This is a genomic window from Microvirga sp. BF8, from assembly GCF_059888585.1.
Genome location: NZ_CM187619.1, coordinates 4,600,364 through 4,618,582, shown reverse-complemented (window position 1 = coordinate 4,618,582; position 18,219 = coordinate 4,600,364). Strand labels below are relative to the sequence as shown.

Annotated in this window: 17 protein-coding genes and 1 tRNA gene; 3 read left to right on the top strand and 15 right to left on the bottom strand. The window is 63.5% G+C overall.

Annotated features, from left to right (window positions below; all coding sequences use genetic code 11):
• Nucleotides 1–8: 8 nt before the first annotated feature.
• The 12 genes from odhB to sdhC all read right to left on the bottom strand — a co-directional run bounded on the left by odhB (nt 9) and on the right by sdhC (nt 13,883).
• Complete coding sequence (gene odhB, locus AC522E_RS21720; RefSeq protein WP_500748299.1) at nt 9–1,244, bottom strand: 2-oxoglutarate dehydrogenase complex dihydrolipoyllysine-residue succinyltransferase; 1,236 nt, start codon at nt 1,242–1,244, stop codon at nt 9–11.
• 63 nt (nt 1,245–1,307) lie between these two features.
• Nucleotides 1,308–4,268 carry a 2-oxoglutarate dehydrogenase E1 component gene (locus AC522E_RS21715; protein WP_500748298.1) on the bottom strand — a complete coding sequence of 987 codons (2,961 nt, stop codon included), beginning with the start codon at nt 4,266–4,268 and terminating at the stop codon, nt 1,308–1,310.
• A 61-nt stretch (nt 4,269–4,329) separates the two neighbouring features.
• On the bottom strand, nt 4,330–5,217 hold the full coding sequence (sucD, locus tag AC522E_RS21710; RefSeq protein WP_500748297.1) for a succinate--CoA ligase subunit alpha: 888 nt from the start codon (nt 5,215–5,217) through the stop codon (nt 4,330–4,332).
• A gap of 12 nt (nt 5,218–5,229) precedes the next feature.
• Entirely contained in the window at nt 5,230–6,429 is a 1,200-nt protein-coding gene (gene sucC, locus AC522E_RS21705; protein ID WP_500748296.1) for an ADP-forming succinate--CoA ligase subunit beta, read from the bottom strand.
• 107 nt (nt 6,430–6,536) lie between these two features.
• Nucleotides 6,537–7,499, bottom strand: a complete 963-nt coding sequence (mdh, locus tag AC522E_RS21700) for a malate dehydrogenase (RefSeq protein ID WP_500748295.1) — start codon at nt 7,497–7,499, stop codon at nt 6,537–6,539.
• Between the two features lie 229 nt (nt 7,500–7,728).
• Complete coding sequence (locus tag AC522E_RS21695; RefSeq protein WP_500748294.1) at nt 7,729–8,361, bottom strand: TetR/AcrR family transcriptional regulator; 633 nt, start codon at nt 8,359–8,361, stop codon at nt 7,729–7,731.
• Nucleotides 8,358–9,518 carry a cell division protein ZapE gene (gene zapE / locus AC522E_RS21690; RefSeq protein ID WP_500750801.1) on the bottom strand — a complete coding sequence of 387 codons (1,161 nt, stop codon included), beginning with the start codon at nt 9,516–9,518 and terminating at the stop codon, nt 8,358–8,360. Before zapE ends, AC522E_RS21695 begins: the two co-directional genes overlap by 4 nt.
• A 74-nt stretch (nt 9,519–9,592) precedes the next feature.
• On the bottom strand, nt 9,593–10,174 hold the full coding sequence (locus tag AC522E_RS21685; protein WP_500748293.1) for an AprI/Inh family metalloprotease inhibitor: 582 nt from the start codon (nt 10,172–10,174) through the stop codon (nt 9,593–9,595).
• Nucleotides 10,175–10,340: 166 nt separating this feature from the next.
• A complete protein-coding gene (locus AC522E_RS21680; protein WP_500748292.1) occupies nt 10,341–11,123 on the bottom strand; it encodes a succinate dehydrogenase iron-sulfur subunit in 783 nt (260 codons plus the stop codon).
• A gap of 106 nt (nt 11,124–11,229) precedes the next feature.
• Nucleotides 11,230–13,044, bottom strand: coding sequence for a succinate dehydrogenase flavoprotein subunit (sdhA, locus tag AC522E_RS21675; RefSeq protein ID WP_500748291.1), 1,815 nt, complete (start codon nt 13,042–13,044; stop codon nt 11,230–11,232).
• An 11-nt stretch (nt 13,045–13,055) separates the two neighbouring features.
• Nucleotides 13,056–13,472 (bottom strand): succinate dehydrogenase, hydrophobic membrane anchor protein, encoded by a 417-nt coding sequence (sdhD, locus tag AC522E_RS21670; protein ID WP_500748290.1) that lies wholly within the window; start codon nt 13,470–13,472, stop codon nt 13,056–13,058.
• Nucleotides 13,473–13,487: 15 nt separating this feature from the next.
• Complete coding sequence (sdhC, locus tag AC522E_RS21665) at nt 13,488–13,883, bottom strand: succinate dehydrogenase, cytochrome b556 subunit (RefSeq protein WP_500748289.1); 396 nt, start codon at nt 13,881–13,883, stop codon at nt 13,488–13,490.
• 200 nt (nt 13,884–14,083) lie between these two features.
• On the opposite strand from sdhC, the gene AC522E_RS21660 reads away from it, so the two are divergent.
• Together AC522E_RS21660 and AC522E_RS21655 are read left to right on the top strand one after the other, a co-directional pair.
• Nucleotides 14,084–14,971: a LysR family transcriptional regulator gene (locus AC522E_RS21660; RefSeq protein ID WP_500748288.1), complete on the top strand. Its 888-nt coding sequence runs from the start codon at nt 14,084–14,086 to the stop codon at nt 14,969–14,971.
• Nucleotides 14,972–15,084: 113 nt separating this feature from the next.
• A complete protein-coding gene (locus tag AC522E_RS21655; RefSeq protein WP_500748287.1) occupies nt 15,085–15,765 on the top strand; it encodes a hypothetical protein in 681 nt (226 codons plus the stop codon).
• 33 nt (nt 15,766–15,798) lie between these two features.
• Here AC522E_RS21655 and folD read toward each other — a convergent pair whose 3' ends face one another.
• From folD to AC522E_RS21640, 3 genes are read right to left on the bottom strand one after another with little or no spacing between them, the layout of a single operon-like run.
• Nucleotides 15,799–16,692, bottom strand: coding sequence for a bifunctional methylenetetrahydrofolate dehydrogenase/methenyltetrahydrofolate cyclohydrolase FolD (gene folD / locus AC522E_RS21650; RefSeq protein ID WP_500748286.1), 894 nt, complete (start codon nt 16,690–16,692; stop codon nt 15,799–15,801).
• Entirely contained in the window at nt 16,689–17,003 is a 315-nt protein-coding gene (locus tag AC522E_RS21645; RefSeq protein WP_500748285.1) for a DUF167 family protein, read from the bottom strand. The genes folD and AC522E_RS21645 overlap by 4 nt, the downstream gene beginning before the upstream one ends.
• Before the next feature lie 8 nt (nt 17,004–17,011).
• Nucleotides 17,012–17,314, bottom strand: coding sequence for a YggT family protein (locus AC522E_RS21640; protein WP_500748284.1), 303 nt, complete (start codon nt 17,312–17,314; stop codon nt 17,012–17,014).
• A 178-nt stretch (nt 17,315–17,492) separates the two neighbouring features.
• On the opposite strand from AC522E_RS21640, the gene AC522E_RS21635 reads away from it, so the two are divergent.
• Nucleotides 17,493–17,568: transfer RNA gene (locus AC522E_RS21635), tRNA-Ala, on the top strand.
• Nucleotides 17,569–18,219: the final 651 nt, after the last annotated feature.

The window sequence follows — 18,219 nt, the reverse complement described above, 5'->3', positions numbered from 1 at the left end:
GGTCTCGTTCAGAGATCCAGAACGAGGCGCGCCGGGTCCTCAAGGGCTTCCTTGACCCGCACCAGGAAGGTCACGGCCTCCTTGCCGTCGACGATCCGGTGATCGTAGGAGAGCGCGAGATACATCATCGGACGCGCCACAATCTGACCATTCCTGACGACAGGACGCTCCTCGATGCGGTGCATGCCGAGAATGCCCGATTGCGGCGCGTTGAGGATCGGCGTCGACAGGAGGGAGCCGTAGATGCCGCCATTGGTGATGGTGAACGTGCCCCCCTGCATCTCGTCGATGGTGAGCTTGCCGTCGCGGGCGCGGCGTCCGAAATCGGCGATCTTCTTCTCGATGCCGGCGACTGAAAGATCGTCCGCGTCGCGCACCACCGGGACGACGAGGCCCTTCTCGGTGCCCACGGCAATGCCGATGTGGTAATAGTTCTTGTAGACGAGGTCCTGCCCATCGATCTCGGCATTGACCGCCGGGACATCCTTGAGGGCCTGGATCACCGCCTTGGTGAAGAAGCCCATGAAGCCGAGCTTCACGCCGTGCTTCTTCTCGAACACATCCTTGTACTGGCTGCGCAGCGACATCACCGCGCTCATGTCCACATCGTTGAACGTGGTGAGCATGGCGGCGGTGTTCTGCGCGTCCTTGAGGCGCCGCGCGATGGTCTGGCGCAGCTTCGTCATCTTCACGCGCTCCTCGCGGGAGGCATCGTCGGGCGCGGAAGGAGCGCGGACCTGGACCGGCGCTGCCGGAGCGGGAGCCGCTGCGGCACCGCCGGTGGCGATGGCGGCCAGCATGTCACCCTTGGTCACGCGGCCATCCTTGCCAGTGCCCGGCACATTGGCCGGGTTCACGCCGCTTTCAGCGGCGATACGGGCGACAGCCGGACCGGCTTCCTTCGCGGCGGCAGCCGGCGCGGCAGGGGCTGCCGCGGGAGCAGCCTTGGGAGCCTCGGCCTTGGGGGCCTCTGCCTTTGCCGCGGGAGCGGAGGTGGCGGCAGCCCCTCCCTCGACAATGGAGCCGAGCACGGCGCCGGGAGCGACCGTCTCGCCGTCCTTGGCCAGGATGTCTCCCAAGGTACCGCTGGCAGGGGCATTGACCTCGAGAGTCACCTTGTCGGTTTCAAGCTCGACGACGGGCTCGTCGGCTTTCACGGGATCGCCGGGCTTCTTGAACCAGCGGCCAATGGTGGCCTCTGAAACGGATTCGCCGAGGGTGGGTACGCGGATTTCGGTCGCCATGATCGTCTTATCGGTTCAGGGCCGGAAGGCCCGTTGGAAAGGGTCTGAGGTCTCTCACGACATTTAAGCCGCGAAAGCCTCGTCGAGGAAGGCCTGCAATTGCGCCAGATGCTTGGACATCAGGCCGGTCGCGGTTGCTGCCGAAGCGGAACGACCCACGTAACGGGGACGATCCACCTTCGAGCCTGCGGTCTTGAGCACCCATTCGAGATAGGGCTCGACGAAGGTCCAGGAACCCATGTTCTTGGGCTCTTCCTGGCACCACACCACATCGGCCTTCTTGAATCGGGCGAGTTCGGCCGCCAGCGATTTCGCCGGGAACGGATAGAGCTGCTCGACGCGCATCAGGTAGACATCGTCGATGCCCCGCTTCTCGCGCTCCTCGAACAGGTCGTAATAGACCTTGCCCGTGCAGATCACCACGCGCCGGATCTTGTCGTCCTTGACGAGCTTGATTCCATCCGCGGCACGCTGGGCGTCATCAGCGAGAACGCGGTGGAAGGAGGTGCCTTCCGAGATCGCGGCGAGCGAAGACACGGCTCGCTTGTGGCGCAGCAGCGACTTCGGAGTCATCAGGATCAGCGGCTTGCGGAATTCGCGCTTCAGCTGACGGCGCAGGATGTGGAAGTAGTTCGACGGCGTCGAGCAATATGCAACCTGCATGTTGTCCTCGGCACACATCTGCAGCCAGCGCTCAAGGCGGGCGGAGGAGTGCTCCGGACCCTGGCCCTCATAGCCATGCGGCAGCAGGCAGACGAGGCCGGACATGCGCAGCCACTTGCGCTCCCCACTGGAGATGAACTGGTCGAAGACAACCTGGGCGCCGTTGGCGAAGTCCCCGAACTGCGCTTCCCACAGGGTCAGGGCGTTGGGCTCGGAGAGGGTGTAGCCGTATTCGAAACCGAGCACGGCCTCCTCCGAGAGCATCGAGTTGATGACCTCGTACCGGGCCTGATCCTCGCGGATGTGGTTGAGGGGCGTATAACGCTCCTCGTTCTCCTGGTCGACCAGCACGGAATGGCGCTGCGAGAAGGTGCCACGCTCGACATCCTGGCCGGAAAGACGAACCCGGTGGTTCTCCAGCAGGAGCGATCCGAAGGCAAGGGCCTCGGCCATGGCCCAGTCGATCCCCTCCCCGGTCTCCATCATCTTCTTGCGGTTGTCGAGGAAGCGCTGGATCGTGCGGTGTACGTGGAAGCCCTGCGGCACCGTGGTCAGCGCGCTGGCGATCTGCTTCAGGGTCTCGACGGAGACGCCGGTTTGCCCGCGGCGCGGATCGTCCTGATCCTCGCGCACGGCCTTCAGGCCGGCCCAGCGCCCGTCCAGCCAGTCTGCCTTGTTGGGCTTGTAGCTCTGGGCGATGTCGAACTCGGCTTCGAGCTTGGAACGCCAGGCGTTCTTCATTTCCTCGATTTCCGCTTCCGTCACGGCGCCTTCCGCCACGAGCTTCCTGGAGTAGATCTCCAGGATCGACGGGTGCGACCGGATCGTGCGGTACATCAAGGGCTGAGTGAAGGACGGCTCGTCGCCCTCGTTGTGGCCGAAGCGCCGATAGCAGAACATGTCGACGACGACAGGCTTCTGGAACTTCTGGCGGTACTCGGTCGCGACCTTGGCCGCGAAGACGACCGCCTCCGGATCGTCGCCATTCACGTGGAAGATCGGTGCCTCGACCATCTTCGCCACATCCGAGGGATAGGGCGAGGAGCGCGAGAAGCGCGGATCGGTGGTGAAGCCGATCTGGTTGTTGATGATGAAATGGATCGAGCCGCCCGTGCGGTGGCCGCGCAGCCCCGACAGGCCGAGGCATTCCGCCACCACGCCCTGGCCGGCGAAGGCCGCATCGCCATGAATCAGCAGCGGCATGACAGCGGTACGGTTCTCCGGAGAGCAACCATGCTGGTCCTGCTTGGCGCGGACCTTGCCGAGCACCACTGGGTCGACGATCTCGAGATGCGACGGGTTGGCGGTGAGCGAGAGATGGACGTTGTTACCGTCGAAGGAGCGGTCGGACGAGGCACCGAGGTGGTACTTGACGTCGCCGGAGCCTTCCACGTCGTCGGGCGCGAAGGAGCCGCCCTTGAACTCATGGAACAGCGCCCGGTGCGGCTTGCCCATAACCTGCGTGAGCACGTTCAGGCGGCCGCGATGGGCCATTCCGAGCACGATCTCCTGCACGCCGAGATTGCCGCCGCGCTTGATGATCTGCTCCAGCGCCGGGATCAGCGATTCGCTGCCATCGAGGCCGAAGCGCTTTGTGCCGGTATATTTCAGGTCGAGGAACTTCTCGAAGCCTTCAGCCTCTACCATCTTGTTGAGGATCGCCCGCTTGCCTTCGCGGGTGAAGGTGATCTCCTTGTCCGGACCCTCGATGCGTTCTTGGAGCCAGGCCTTCTCTGCCGGGTCGGAGATATGCATGAACTCCACGCCGAGCGTCTGGCAATAGGTCCGCTCCAGGATCGTGACGATTTCACGGATTGTCGCGAATTCGAGCCCGAGCACGTTGTCGAGGAAGATCTTGCGGTCCCAGTCGGCATCCGTGAAGCCGTAATGGGAGGGATGCAGTTCCTGATCGTTGGGACGGGGATTGATGCCGAGCGGATCGAGCTTCGCGTGGAGATGGCCGCGCACCCGATAAGCCCGGATCAGCATGATCGCGCGGACGGAATCCCGCGTCGCCTGGAGCACCTGCTCCTGACTGATTTCGCCGCCCTTCGCCTCGGCTTTCGCCTTGATCTTGTCTCCAACCGCCTTCTCGACCTGGGCCCAGTTGCCGTCAAGGGCGGAAATCAGCTCGCCGTTGGCCGGGACAGGCCAGTTCGGCTTTTTCCAGGAAGCACCTTTGGCGCTCTTCTCGACCGCCTGCCTGTCGTCCTTGAGCGCGCCGAAGAACGCCCGCCACTCGGCGTCGACCGAGGACGGGTCCTTCTCGTAGCGGGCATAGAGATCCTCGATATAGGGCGCATTCGCCCCATAGAGGAAGGCGGTGTTCAGGAACGTTTCGTTGGCGTCTTGGCGTGCCATGGCAATTGTCTATCCAAATGATGGGTTGACCGCCCCGGCCTCCGGGGCGGTCGCTTTTCGGTTATCGGCCCTTGAGCACGTCCACGAGGGTCTTGCCGAGACGTGCCGGGGACGGCGAGACGCGGATCCCTGCCGCCTCCATGGCCGCGATCTTGTCTTCTGCCCCGCCCTTGCCGCCGGAGATGATGGCGCCAGCGTGGCCCATGCGGCGTCCGGGGGGAGCCGTGCGGCCGGCGATGAACCCGACCATCGGCTTCTTGCGGCCCTTCTTGGCTTCGCGGGCGATGAACTCGGCTGCTTCCTCCTCGGCCGAACCGCCGATCTCGCCGATCATGACGATCGACTCGGTCTTGGGATCGGACAGGAACATATCGAGCATCTCGATGAACTCTGTGCCCTTCACCGGGTCGCCGCCGATGCCGACCGCCGTCGATTGGCCGAGACCCTCGTTGGTTGTCTGGAACACGGCCTCGTAGGTGAGCGTGCCGGAGCGCGACACGATGCCGACCGAGCCGGGCTTGAAGATGTTGGCCGGCATGATGCCGATCTTCGACTCGCCTGCCGTTACGATACCGGGGCAGTTCGGGCCGATGAGGCGCGACTTGGAGCCCTCGAGCGCACGCTTCACGCGCACCATGTCGAGCACCGGAATGCCCTCGGTGATGCAGACGATGAGCGGGATCTCGGCATCGATGGCCTCGCAGATGGCATCGGCCGCGCCCGGGGGCGGCACGTAGACGACCGAGGCGTTGGCCCCTGTCTTCTCGCGCGCTTCCATGACCGTGTCGAAGACAGGCAGGTTCAGGTGCGTCGAGCCACCTTTGCCGGGCGAGGTGCCGCCGACCATCTTGGTGCCGTAGGCGATGGCCTGCTCGGAATGGAAGGTCCCGTTCTTGCCGGTGAAGCCCTGGCAGATGACCTTGGTGTTCTTGTCGATGAGAATGGACATCAGCTCGAAACCTTACTTCCCGCCGCGTACGGCATTCACGATCTTCTGGGCGGCGTCGTCGAGGTCGTCGGCCGGAATGACGTTGAGACCGGAGCCGCGAATGATCTGCTTGCCCTCCTCGACATTCGTGCCCTCGAGCCGGACCACCAGCGGGACCTGGAGGCCGACCGCCTTCACCGCCGCGATCACGCCGCGGGCGATGACGTCGCACTTCATGATGCCGCCGAAGATGTTGACGAGGATGCCCTTCACGTTCGGGTCGGCGGTGATGATCTTGAACGCCGCCGTGACTTTCTCTTCCGAAGCGCCTCCGCCGACATCGAGGAAGTTCGCCGGCTCTTCGCCGTAGAGCTTGATGATGTCGAGGGTCGCCATGGCAAGGCCCGCTCCATTGACCATGCAGCCGATGGTGCCGTCGAGGGCGATATAGGCGAGATCGTATTTGGAGGCCTCGATCTCCTTCTCGTCCTCTTCCGTCAGGTCACGGAGTTCCATGACCTCCGGATGCCGGTAGAGCGCGTTGGAATCGAAGGAGATCTTCGCATCGAGGCACTTGAGATGACCGTCCTTGGTGACGATCAGCGGGTTGATCTCGAGCATCGACATGTCCTTCGCAACGAAGGCCGTGTAGAGTTTCGTCACCAGATCGCCGGCTTCCTTCGTCAGCGCTCCGCTCAGACCGAGCGCCTTCGCGACCTTGCGGCCGTGGAACGGCTGCACGCCGGTGGCCGGGTCGATGGAGAACGTGAGGATCTTCTCAGGGGTGTCGTGCGCGACCTGCTCGATATCCATGCCGCCCTCCGTCGAGACGACGAAGGCGACGCGCCCCGTTACGCGGTCGACAAGCATGGAGAGATAGAATTCGGTCTCGATGTCCGAACCGTCCTCGATATAGAGGCGATTGACCTGCTTGCCGGCTGGGCCCGTCTGGATCGTGACGAGCGTGTTGCCGAGCATCTCCTTGGCAAACTGTTTGACCTCGTCGATGGACTTGGCGAGGCGCACGCCGCCCTTCTCGCCGGCGGCAGATTCCTTGAACTTGCCTTTGCCGCGGCCACCCGCATGGATCTGGGACTTGACGACCCAGAGCGGTCCGCCGAGGTCCTTGGCGGCCGCCTCGGCCTCGTCCGCGGAAAAGATGGCCTTGCCGCGGGATACGGGCAGGCCGAACTCCTTCAAGATGGCTTTGCCCTGGTATTCATGAATATTCATGGGTTCGCGCTTTCAATTGGCGAGTGGCGAATGGCGTTTGGCGAATGGCGGTGAGGGCGGCAGCGTTTGGAAGGCCCATACGCCATCCGCGGCTCATCATTCGCCCCTTACGCCAGAGCCGGATTGATCTGCTTGCAGGCGTCCACGAGTCCCTGAACGGAGGCAACCGACTTCTCGAACATTGCCTTCTCGTCGCCGGAGAATTCGACCTCAACGATGCGCTCGACACCCTTCGCGCCGATGACGATCGGAACGCCGACGAACATGTCCTTCACGCCATACTGCCCGGAAAGATGGGCGGCGCAGGGAAGAACGCGCTTCTTGTCCTTGAGATAGCTCTCGGCCATCGCGATCGCCGATGCCGCGGGGGCATAGAAGGCGGAGCCGGTCTTGAGAAGGTTGACGATCTCGCCGCCGCCCTTGCGGGTGCGCTCGACCATGGCGTCAAGCTTTGCCTGCGTCGTCCAGCCCATCTTCACGAGATCGGGGAGCGGGACGCCGGCGACCGTGGAGTAGCGGACCAGTGGCACCATGTCGTCGCCATGGCCGCCGAGCACGAAGGCCGTGACGTCCTTCACCGAGACGTTGAACTCTTCCGCGAGGAAGTGGCGGAAACGGGCCGAGTCGAGCACGCCGGCCATGCCGACGATCTTCTCGGGCTTGAGGTCGGAGAACTTCTGCAGCGCCCAGACCATCGCGTCGAGCGGGTTGGTGATGCAGATCACGAAGGCGTTCGGGGCATACTGCTTGATGCCGTTGCCGACCGCTTCCATCACCTTCAGGTTGATGCCGAGAAGGTCGTCGCGGCTCATGCCAGGCTTGCGAGGCACCCCGGCGGTGACGATGATCACGTCGGCGCCCTGAATGGCAGAGTAATCGTTCGCGCCCGCATATTTCGTATCGAACCCGTCGACCGGCGCGGACTCGGCAATGTCGAGACCTTTGCCCTGAGGAACACCCTCTGCAATGTCGAACAGAACGACGTCGCCGAGTTCCTTCAAGCCTGCCAGGTGGGCGAGCGTGCCGCCGATCTGGCCGGCGCCGATAAGCGCGATCTTGGAACGAGCCATGGAGATATCCTTGGATAATATGGGAGGCGCGAGCCTTTTGAGGATGGCGGTGTGTGACTCAGAAATGGGCCTTCTTCAAGCCAACAAAAGGTTAAAACGTAAGGGTTTTAGGCGTACGGCGGTCTCGCCGCGTGGCGACCGTCCGAAATCATCATTGATCTGCAACGACTTAAGCCTTGTCTGTCTAGGTCGATTTTCCTGTTACAGATTTTGATTTTTGTCACTATGGTTACACGATACCAAAGGTCAGGGATCGAAGGATCACCCGGATAACGGCGGCGAGGCGCTGGTCGAGGACCTCTTGCGGTACGTCCGCATCCAGCCGCACTGTAAGGGGATTGATGAACCGATAGGAGGCATCAGTGATAAGGGCCAGGGCCCGCTCGCGGTCCCGAGGGTCGAACTTTCCCGTCACGATTCCCTCGTCCAGAACCCGCTCGGTCAGCTGCCGCATCCGGGCCCTGTGCTTCCGCACCAGCGGGCGCGAGGTCTCGGTCGCGGTGCAATAGACATCGAAGAGGTGCCGGTTTTCCTTGAGCAGTTCGCGATGAGTCCGGGCAGAGGCCTGAATCAGGCGCTCCAGCTTGTCGTCGGCCGGATCGGGCGCGTCGGCGATATCGGCGATCAGCGCCTCGACGGACCGCAGCCACTGCCCGGCCACCGCATCGATGAGCGCGGCCTTCGACGGGAAGTACCGGTACACGTTCGCATGGGTCATGCCTGCCGCATCGGCAATGCTGACCACCGTGACCTGGCGAGGGCCGAAGCGTTTCAGGTGGTCTGCGGCAACGGCCAGAAGGCGTGTATCGGCCGGGACTGCGGCATCCATGAAGCGCGAGGAGCTGCCGCGAGGCGGCTTCATGTCTCGACCAGGCCTGTCGTTTCACCGGATCCGGCAGAATCCAGGCGCCCATGCGGGAGGGCCAGATATTCCTCCGAGCGCATTTCGATAAGGCGCGATACGGTGCGGTCGAACTCGAAGGCTTCGCGGCCCGTATCGGCCTGATAGAGCTCCGGCGCCTCGGCCTCGGCGGAGGCGAGGAGTTTGACATGAGAATCGTAGAGCGCATCGATCAGCAGGATGAAGCGCTTCGCCTCGTTGCGGCGCTCGAAGGTCAGCCGCGGGATATTCTCCAGAATGACCGTGTGGAACTCTTCTGCCAGCGTCAGGTAGTCCGCAGCTCCCAGCGGCTTGGAGCAGAGATCCTCGAACGAAAACCGTGCGACTCCGTTCGACGCCTGAGGCACCTCGACCGCATGGCCCTTCACGGTGAGGGTGAGGGGCTTGCCATGCGGGTGCCCGCTGAGCCGCTTGAAGGCCAGCGACAGGGCCTCGTGCGAATGGCGGTCGGCAGGCGCATAGAAAACAGGGCTCCCGGCGAGCTTCTCCAGACGAAAATCGGTGCGCGCCTCGAGCTTGAGAACGTCCATCCGTTCCTTGAGCAGGGCGATGAAGGGCAGGAAGAGAGTGCGGTTCAGGCCACCTTCATAGAGCCGGTCCGGCTCAACGTTGGAAGTGGCGACGACCACGACTCCGTGGGCGAAGAGCGCCGTGAACAGGCGCCCGAGGATCATCGCGTCCGCGATGTCCGTAACGGTGAATTCGTCGAAGCAGAGAACCCAGGCCTCCGCGGCCAGCGCGTCCGCCACGGGTCCGATCGGGTCATCGCCCTTCACCTGGCCCGTCTTCAGCTTCTGCCGGAAAGCGTGAATACGTTCATGCACGTCGGCCATGAAGGCATGGAAATGGACGCGACGCTTGCGCTGGACCGGCAGGGACTCGAAGAACAGATCCATCAGCATGGTCTTGCCGCGCCCGACGGAGCCCCAGACATAGAGTCCCTTGGGCGCAGCCGGATTGCGCTTGCTGAATAGCCAGCCCAGCGCGCTGTTCTTCCGCGCCAGGCGAAACCCGCTGAGATTTTCGGCGAGTGCGTTCAAAGACGCGACGAGCTTGATCTGAGCCGGATCGCGCTCGATCGTGCCCGCCCGCACGAGCGCCTCGTAGCGGGCGGCCATGGTTTTGGGGGAGCGATGATGATGGTCGGTCACGGCGAGACCGATACCCTCCTCGCGGTCCCAGCGCAAACGGCTTATCGCGACAGGCTGACCGGTGCTCCGGACTTGGCGAGAACGCCGCTCAGGGAGCCCGACGATCCGCGGAGGCGCGCCGCGACGGCTCCTCCCGTCTGGTAGAGGTAGACCTCGCCGTCCCGGAAGTCCCAGGCATAGATCTTCGAAAGATCCTGGCTTGGACAGCCCGAGGCGGAGGCGCGGTAGAGATCCAGCGACGGCGAGCTGGTCAGCTGGACTCTGCAGGTGCCGCCGGCGACACTTGCGGTCCAGTTGCCCACCATGGCCGTCCGGCTCGCCGGGGCGGGCGCAGGCGTTGCAGCCGGAGCCGGGGCTGCCGTCGGCGGGAGTGCCGCCATGTCACCGGGCATGCCGGACATCGGCGCACCCGCGACCGGGGGCAGAGGCTGACCGTCCAGAGGCGGCAGCGGCGCGGAGGTCACCGGCCCCGACGGGACCGCCTCGACCGGTGCCGGAGTGACGGCAGGAGCCGCAGCCGCACCGCGAATCGGTCCACCGCCGAGGCGGGCGGAGGAGCATGCGCCGAGAGACAACGCGGAGCAAAGCGTCGCCGTCACGATCCATAAGGGGCTCTTCATCATTGTCCTCATCATGCTTGGCCGTTTCCTCGACACCAATGCCTGCCGACCGCAACCGTTCCAGAGAGGGTCGCTTCAGGGCTGCTACGGCCGCGCTGCAGAGTACGGTGTTGCCGTCGACAAAAAAAGGCGCCCGAGGCGCCTTTTGAGAAAGTGTTGCAGGTAGGCGTCACAGCGTCCGCGCCACCATCATCTTCTTGATCTCGGCGATGGCTTTCGCCGGGTTCAGGCCCTTAGGACAGGTATTGGCGCAGTTCATGATCGTATGGCAGCGATAGAGCCGGAACGGGTCGTGCAGGTTGTCCAGGCGCTCGCCCGTGCTCTCGTCACGGCTGTCGATGAGCCAGCGATAGGCCTGGAGCAGAGCCGCGGGGCCCAGGAAACGGTCGCCGTTCCACCAATAGCTCGGGCAGGAGGTGGTGCAGCAGGCACACAGGATGCACTCATAGAGTCCGTCGAGCTTGGAGCGCTCCTCCGGGGTCTGGCGCCATTCGGTCTCGGGCTCCGCCGTCTCCGTCTGCAGCCAGGGCTCGATGGAGGCGTGCTGGGCGAAGAAGCTTGTCAGGTCCGGCACCAGGTCCTTCAGCACCGGCATGTGCGGCAGGGGATAGATCTTGATGCTGTCGGTCTGGCAGTCGTCGATGCCGAGGGTACAGGCCAGGGTGTTCTGGCCCATGATGTTCATGGCGCAGGAGCCGCAGATCCCTTCGCGGCAGGAGCGACGGAAGGTCAGGGTCGGGTCGACCTTGTTCTTGATCCAGAGAAGGGCGTCGAGCACCATCGGCCCGCAATCGTCCCGGTCGATGTAATACGTGTCGATGCGCGGATTGGCGCCATCGTCCGGGTTCCAGCGATAGATGCGGAACTCCTGCACCCGGTTGCCATTGGCCGGCTTCGGCCACGACTTGCCTTCGCTGTACTGGGAATTCTTGGGAAGCGTGAACTGGGCCATTCGGTCTTACCTGCCTCTACTTCGTCATGTCCCGTTTACCCGCCTTCGGTTGAGGTCGACGGGAATGACGTGGATGGCCGGGCGAGCCCGGCCACGACGGCTGCTGTCAATAAACGCGAGCCTTCGGCTCGATGTACTGGATCTCGTTCGACATGGTGTAGGTGTGGACGGGCCGGTAATCGATCGTCACCTTCTGGGAGGTATCGTCGAGCCATGCGAGCGTGTGCTTCATCCAGTCCTTGTCATTGCGGTCGGGGAAGTCCTCGCGGGCATGGGCGCCCCTGGATTCCTGGCGGTTGAGCGCGCCTTCCATGGTCACGACCGCCTGACCGATGAGGTTGTCGAATTCGAGCGTCTCATACAGGTCGGTGTTCCAGATCAGCGAGCGGTCCGTGATCTTGATATCGGCGGAGGCGCTCCAGACCTTGTGGATCAGGTCCTTGCCTTCGGCGAGAACCTCACCCGTGCGGAACACGGCGCAGTTGTTCTGCATGGTCTTCTGCATTTCGAGGCGCAGTTCCGCCGTCGGCGTCGCGCCATTGGCGTGGCGGAAGCGGTCGAGGCGCGAGAGCGCCAGTTCGTCCGCGCCCTTCGGCAGATCGGCATGTTTCGCGTTGGGGGTGAGGATCTCGGCGCAGCGCAGGCCGGCGGCGCGGCCGAACACCACGAGATCGATGAGCGAGTTGGAGCCGAGGCGGTTTGCCCCATGAACCGAGACGCAGGCCGCTTCGCCCAGCGCCATGAGGCCGGGGACCACCGTGTCCGGATTGCCGTCCTTCAGGGTCAGCACCTCGCCGTGATAGTTGGTCGGGATGCCGCCCATGTTGTAGTGGACGGTCGGCAGGACCGGGATCGGCTCCTTGGTCACATCGACGCCGGCGAAGATCTTGGCGCTTTCCGAGATGCCGGGCAGGCGCTCGTGCAGGATCTTCGGGTCGAGGTGGTCGAGATGGAGATAGATGTGGTCCTTGTTCTTGCCCACGCCGCGCCCGGCGCGGATCTCCATGGTCATCGAGCGGGACACGACGTCACGGGAGGCAAGGTCTTTTGCCGAGGGCGCATAGCGCTCCATAAAGCGCTCGCCTTCCGAGTTCGTGAGATAACCGCCCTCGCCCCGTGCACCCTCCGTGATGAGGCAGCCCGCGCCGTAGATGCCGGTCGGGTGAAACTGCACGAATTCCATGTCCTGCAGCGGAAGCCCTGCGCGCAGAACCATGGCATTGCCGTCGCCGGTGCAGGTATGGGCCGAGGTCGCCGAGAAATAGGCGCGTCCGTACCCGCCCGTAGCGAGGATCGTCATGTGGGCGCGGAAGCGGTGGATTTCACCGGTCGACTGGTTGAGGGCGACGACGCCGATGCAGCGGCCCTCGTCGTTCATCATCAGGTCGAGGGCGAAATACTCGATGAAGAAGTTCGTCTGGTTGCGGACGGCCTGGCCGTAGAGGGTGTGCAGGATCGCGTGGCCCGTGCGGTCGGCGGCGGCGCAGGTGCGCTGCGCGGTGCCCTTGCCGAATTCGGTGGTCATGCCGCCGAACGGCCGCTGGTAGATCTTGCCCTCGTCCGTGCGAGAGAACGGGACGCCCCAGTGCTCCAGCTCGTAAACGGCCGCCGGAGCGTTGCGGACGAGGTATTCGATCGCGTCCTGGTCGCCCAGCCAATCCGACCCCTTCACGGTGTCGTACATATGCCAGCGCCAGTCGTCCGGTCCCATATTGCCGAGAGACGCCGAGATGCCGCCCTGAGCCGCCACCGTGTGCGAACGGGTGGGGAAGACCTTGGTGATGCAGGCGGTGCGCAGACCGGCCTGCGAACAGCCGACGGTGGCGCGCAGGCCTGCTCCGCCGGCGCCCACGATGACGACGTCGAAGGTATGATCGACGATCGTGTAGGCCTTGCCGTTGATGGTGGCTGATTGGGCCATGGGTGAGCTCCTTAAAGCAGGATACGGCCGAGGCTGACCTTCAGGATCGCGTAGAGGCACGCGACCGCGACGATCACGGCATAGAAGTTATTGGCGATCACGGAGACGATCTTCAGTCCTTTGTCGTGGACATAGTCCTCGATGATGATCTGCATCCCCAGGCGCATATGGTTCGTCACCGAAACGACGGCCAGGATGAGAAGGATCGCGACGAGCGGGTGCGAGATAATGGCAATCGCTTCGTCATAGGAGCTGCCCGCGAGGGCAGCCACGATGATGACGAAGGAGATGATGAGGGGAATGTTCGCCACCGCCGTGACGCGCTGCAGCCAAAAGTGCTCCACTCCGTGACCCGAGGCGCCGAGGCCCTTGACGCGGGAGAGGGGGGTGCGCATGGAAACGCGGGTGTCAGCCCTGTTATCGGCCATGATCCGGTCTCCTTTTTAGAAAGCGATGAAAGCGACGACCCAGATCAGGACCGTCAGGACGACCGAGCCGATGAGGGTGAAGCGGGCCATGTTGATCCGGACGCCAGGCTCCATGCCGCGCCCGAAATCCCACACGAGGTGGCGAACGCCCCCAAGCATGTGATGCATGAGCACCCAGGTATAGCCGAAGAGAACCAGAAGCCCGATCGGCGACCCGAAGAACCACTGCACCGCGTCGAACGCGCGGGGGCCGGAGGCGAGCGCCACGAGCCAGACGGCGAAGAGAGCGATGCCGATGTAAAGGGCCGAGCCGGTCGCCCGGTGGAAGACGGACATGGCCATGGTCCAGGTCCAGCGATAGATCTGAAGATGCGGGGACAAGGGCCTGGGGGCCACCTTCACCTCAGCCATGCGTTCGCTCCTGATCGACGACGAAAATGTCGCACTGAAATTTGGAATGGTTCGTATCTGAAGCGCGAGACCATCGCAATGCATCTTCCGCACAACGATGCCAGGGCGCACACTTCGTCAGCCACGAAGTGTGCTTTACGCTCGCTCTCGGCACAATTTGTCATTATTCTAATCTGCCTTCGCCTTTGACGAAGGATGTCATGCAATTCGATCTGACCGACCTGAGTCTCTTCCGGCACGTCGTAGAGGCCGGGAGCATCACCCACGGAGCGGAGCGCGCTCATCTGGCGTTGGCGGCCGCCAGTACCCGCATCCGCAACATGGAAAAGTCCCTGGGAGCTCCGCTGCTGGTGCGCAACCGGCAGGGCGTCGTTCCGACTCCAGCCGGGCGGACCCTTCTGCAGCACGCCCGCGCCATGCTGGGACAGGCGGAGCGGCTCCGGGAGGATCTGGGCGCGTACATGGGCGGTCTCACCGGTCAGATTCGCATCCTCTCCAACACCAACGCCCTGACCGAGTTCCTGCCCGAAGCCCTGGGCGCGTTCCTGGCCGAGCATCCCCAGGTCTCCATTGACCTGGAGGAGCGCCTCTCCGACGAGATCGTCGGGATGATCGCCGAGGGCGTCGGCGACATCGGCATCGTTGCCGGGACGGTCGATACGGGACGGTTGGAGACCTTTCCCTTCCGAAGCGACCGATTCGTGCTCGTGGTCGCGAACGGCCATCCCATGGCCCGCAGCTCCCATCTCGCCTTCGCCGAGGTCCTGGGGTTCGACTTTGTCGGCCTCGACCGGATCAGCGCGCTGCAGCGTTTCCTCGCCGACAAGGCCGGGCGCATCGGAAAGCCCCTGCGCCTGAGGGTGCAGCTGCGCAGTTTCGATGCCGTCTGCCGCATGGTGGAAGCCGGGGTCGGTCTTGGCATCGTGCCCGAGACCACGGCGCGCCGTGCCGCCCGCACCATGAATATCGCCATCGTAGCCCTCGAGGACGCCTGGGCTGCCCGGGAGCTGACTCTGTGCATCCGCGCCACGGATGCCCTTGCTCCTTCCGCGCGGCAGCTCGTTGAGCACCTTCGGAACGGCTCCTGACAAATCTCCACCGAGGGACCGGCACAGCATCACGGAGATTTCAATCCTTCCCTCGATCGGCCTCATGATAGCCTTGGCACCATGGACAGGGTCAGGAATCGGAGGAGAAGGACATGCGCGGAGCAGGCAGCATCCGGATCATGGCTTCCCTGGGCATTCTGGCCTCGGGCCCCCTCGGCCTCGCTCAGGCCCAGAGTTCCGGCGGCTCGGCGGACATGACGTTCTTCGTCACAAGCGTCGGATCGGGCAAGGGCGCGGATCTCGGCGGCCTCGACGGCGCGGACAGACACTGCCAGACGCTCGCACAAGCAGCCGGAGCGGGTACCAGAACCTGGCGTGCCTACCTCTCGACCCAGGCGGTCGGCGGCACGCCAGCCACCAATGCCAGAGACAGGATCGGCCGCGGTCCCTGGCAGAACGCCAAAGGCATCGTCATCGCGAAGGACGTAGCGGACCTTCACGCCGCCAACACCATCACGAAGGAGACGGCCCTGACCGAAAAAGGGGAGCCGGTGAAAGGCCGTGGAGACACGCCGAACACCCACGATATGCTCACCGGATCGCAGCCCGACGGCACCGCCTTCGCAGCCGGCGAGGATCGGACCTGCGGCAACTGGACGAAGGGCGGCGCGGACGGAGCCGCCATGCTCGGCCATCACGACCGCATGGGCCTGGACGAGCAGCCCCCGGCAAAATCCTGGAACTCGTCGCATACATCCCGCGGTGGCTGCAGTCAGGATGCCCTCAAGGGCACCGGCGGCGCGGGACTGTTCTATTGCTTCGCCGCCAACTGACCGGGATCGAAGCGGCTTGCCCGACGGCGGGCCTCAGCGGAGTTCCGGCATTGCCCGCCCATGCCTGAGGCAGGCGGCCTCCAGGGTGTTGCGCAGGAGGCAGGCGATGGTCATCGGCCCGACACCGCCCGGCACCGGCGTGATCGCGGACGCGACCTTCGCGGCCTCCTCATAGGCCACGTCGCCGACAACCCGTGTCTTCCCCGCCCCGGCCGTAGGGTTGGGCACACGGTTGATGCCGACATCGATGACGATGGCGCCGGGCTTGATCCAGTCGCCTCGCACCATTTCCGGCCGTCCCACGGCCGCCACCAGGATATCGGCCCGACGGCAGACGCCCGGCAGATCCCGGGTTTTGGAATGGGCCGTGGTCACCGTGCAGCTCTGGGAGAGAAGGAGCTGCGCCATGGGCTTGCCGACGATGTTCGAGCGTCCGACCACGACCGCATCGAGCCCAGCGAGATCCCGCTTCAGGGACTGGATCAACAGCAGGCAGCCAAGCGGCGTGCAGGAGACGAAACCCGGCACGCCGGTCATCAAACGACCCGCGTTGATTGGATGGAATCCGTCCACGTCCTTTCCCGGGTCGATGGCCTCGATCACCTTCTGCGCGTCGATCTGCTTCGGCAGGGGCAATTGCACGAGAATGCCGTCGACCGCCGGGTCGGCGTTCAGCTTCGCCACGAGGGCGAGAAGCTCCGCCTCGCTGGTCGTGGCCGGGAGGACATATTCGAAGGAGGCCATGCCGACCTCGACCGTGAGCTTGGCCTTGCTGCGCACATAGATCTGGCTCGCCGGATCCTCGCCGACAAGAACCACCGCAAGTCCGGGACGGATGCCCTGCCGTCCCAGATCCGCCACCGCATCCGCGATCCGGCCCCGCAATCCTGCGGCATAGGCTTTCCCGTCGATGATGGTCGCGCTCATGAGTCTCGTCCTGTCAGGGCAGCGAAGCGGGCAGCCAGGGCTGCCGCCTCGCCTTCGATGAAAAAAGTCTTCAGCCGGGCCGTCGCGCCAGCCGTGAGGCTCACGGCCGACGCCGGGATACCCAGGGTCTTTGCGAGAAGCCGTCGAACGGCCTCGTTCGCCGCGCCGTCCTCCGGCACAGCCCGGACCCGGACCTTCAGGACCTGGCTTCCGTCGGAGAGCGACTCGATCCCGTCGACCGCGTCCCTTCCTCCGCGCGGGGTCGCCCGGACCCGGATCTCGATCCCGTCGTGGCGGATCCGACAGGGCATAGGCGACCCTAGAGGAGGGTCGCCGGAATGTACTGCTGCATCAGCCGGGCGATCAGGTTCTGCAGGAAAATGATGAGGAGGATCAGGATCACGGGCGAGATATCGATGCCGCCGAGATTGGGCAGAATTCGGCGGATGGGGCGCAGAGCAGGCTCCGTGACCGCATCCAGAAACCTCCAGATGGACCGCACCACATCATTGCGGACGTTGACCACGTTGAAGGCTACCAGCCAGCTCAGGATCGCCGAGGCGATGATGAGGTAGGTATAGAGCTGAAGGGCCAAAAGGATGACTTCGAGCAGGGAGCGCATGGGATACTCGTCAGGGTCGGGCGTCCGTGATGTAGCGTTCCTGAGGCAGCGGAACAACCCGGCAGTTCCTGCCCGCCCCGGTTTCCCGCGCAAAAGTTCCCGGAGGCGCCTGTCATCCCGATTGACAGAGGGAACCCCTCAGGCCTAAAACCCCGCCGCTTGGTCTGCCAACCGGACCGGGGCTGTAGCTCAGATGGGAGAGCGCTGCAATCGCACTGCAGAGGTCAGGGGTTCGAATCCCCTCAGCTCCACCAATCAGTCATATTTTCCTATAAATAAGTATAATTTGGATCTGTAAACGCCACATTCCGCGGGTTTATAGCAGACGTTTCTTAATTAGAGACAATTCCCGGCACCTTTTCTGACGATTTACATAACCTCTGCATGTCCCTGTCTCAGGCCTCTTGCACGGAATTTCCGAGGAAGTACCTTGCTCAAGTTAGAGACTTGTTTGCACACAGCAGAGACTATTATTTTTAGACTTCAGATCTTCGACCTTCGAATGCAACCCGGACTCCAGGGCTGCTTTCTTTTATGGCCTGTGGCTAGCACTCGATAGACTAAGCGGGCTAGATCAATTGAGCTTTAGCTGCGGCTGTAGCGCCTTGAAGGCCCATCGCTGGGCTTGTCAGAAGACATAGACCTGACTTGGCTAACTTAGCACCACCAGCCATTGATGCCTGTGCGAGCGCAACCCTTGACGCACCTTCTGATCTGCATTGTCTGCTGCTTCTGCAACGAGTGCGAGATATTGATGCCGATTTTAGGTATTATTCCCGCAACTTAGAGGCTTCAGTTCAGAGACAGAGTTCGTGAACTCGAATCCACTCAGGTCCTGCGCCGGGCCTCATCCTCATCAAATCCGTCCACACGGCCTAGCAACGAAATAGGCTGCCCATTCAACT

Bases quoted from the DNA above. Each gene is read 5' to 3' on its own strand.
- odhB (WP_500748299.1), bottom strand. From the start codon at position 1,244: ATGGCGACCGAAATCCGCGTACCCACCCTCGGCGAATCCGTTTCAGAG.
- AC522E_RS21715 (WP_500748298.1), bottom strand. From the start codon at position 4,268: ATGGCACGCCAAGACGCCAACGAAACGTTCCTGAACACCGCCTTCCTC.
- sucD (WP_500748297.1), bottom strand. From the start codon at position 5,217: ATGTCCATTCTCATCGACAAGAACACCAAGGTCATCTGCCAGGGCTTC.
- sucC (WP_500748296.1), bottom strand. From the start codon at position 6,429: ATGAATATTCATGAATACCAGGGCAAAGCCATCTTGAAGGAGTTCGGC.
- mdh (WP_500748295.1), bottom strand. From the start codon at position 7,499: ATGGCTCGTTCCAAGATCGCGCTTATCGGCGCCGGCCAGATCGGCGGC.
- AC522E_RS21695 (WP_500748294.1), bottom strand. From the start codon at position 8,361: ATGAAGCCGCCTCGCGGCAGCTCCTCGCGCTTCATGGATGCCGCAGTC.
- zapE (WP_500750801.1), bottom strand. From the start codon at position 9,518: ATGGCCGCCCGCTACGAGGCGCTCGTGCGGGCGGGCACGATCGAGCGC.
- AC522E_RS21685 (WP_500748293.1), bottom strand. From the start codon at position 10,174: ATGATGAAGAGCCCCTTATGGATCGTGACGGCGACGCTTTGCTCCGCG.
- AC522E_RS21680 (WP_500748292.1), bottom strand. From the start codon at position 11,123: ATGGCCCAGTTCACGCTTCCCAAGAATTCCCAGTACAGCGAAGGCAAG.
- sdhA (WP_500748291.1), bottom strand. From the start codon at position 13,044: ATGGCCCAATCAGCCACCATCAACGGCAAGGCCTACACGATCGTCGAT.
- sdhD (WP_500748290.1), bottom strand. From the start codon at position 13,472: ATGGCCGATAACAGGGCTGACACCCGCGTTTCCATGCGCACCCCCCTC.
- sdhC (WP_500748289.1), bottom strand. From the start codon at position 13,883: ATGGCTGAGGTGAAGGTGGCCCCCAGGCCCTTGTCCCCGCATCTTCAG.
- AC522E_RS21660 (WP_500748288.1), top strand. From the start codon at position 14,084: ATGCAATTCGATCTGACCGACCTGAGTCTCTTCCGGCACGTCGTAGAG.
- AC522E_RS21655 (WP_500748287.1), top strand. From the start codon at position 15,085: ATGCGCGGAGCAGGCAGCATCCGGATCATGGCTTCCCTGGGCATTCTG.
- folD (WP_500748286.1), bottom strand. From the start codon at position 16,692: ATGAGCGCGACCATCATCGACGGGAAAGCCTATGCCGCAGGATTGCGG.
- AC522E_RS21645 (WP_500748285.1), bottom strand. From the start codon at position 17,003: ATGCCCTGTCGGATCCGCCACGACGGGATCGAGATCCGGGTCCGGGCG.
- AC522E_RS21640 (WP_500748284.1), bottom strand. From the start codon at position 17,314: ATGCGCTCCCTGCTCGAAGTCATCCTTTTGGCCCTTCAGCTCTATACC.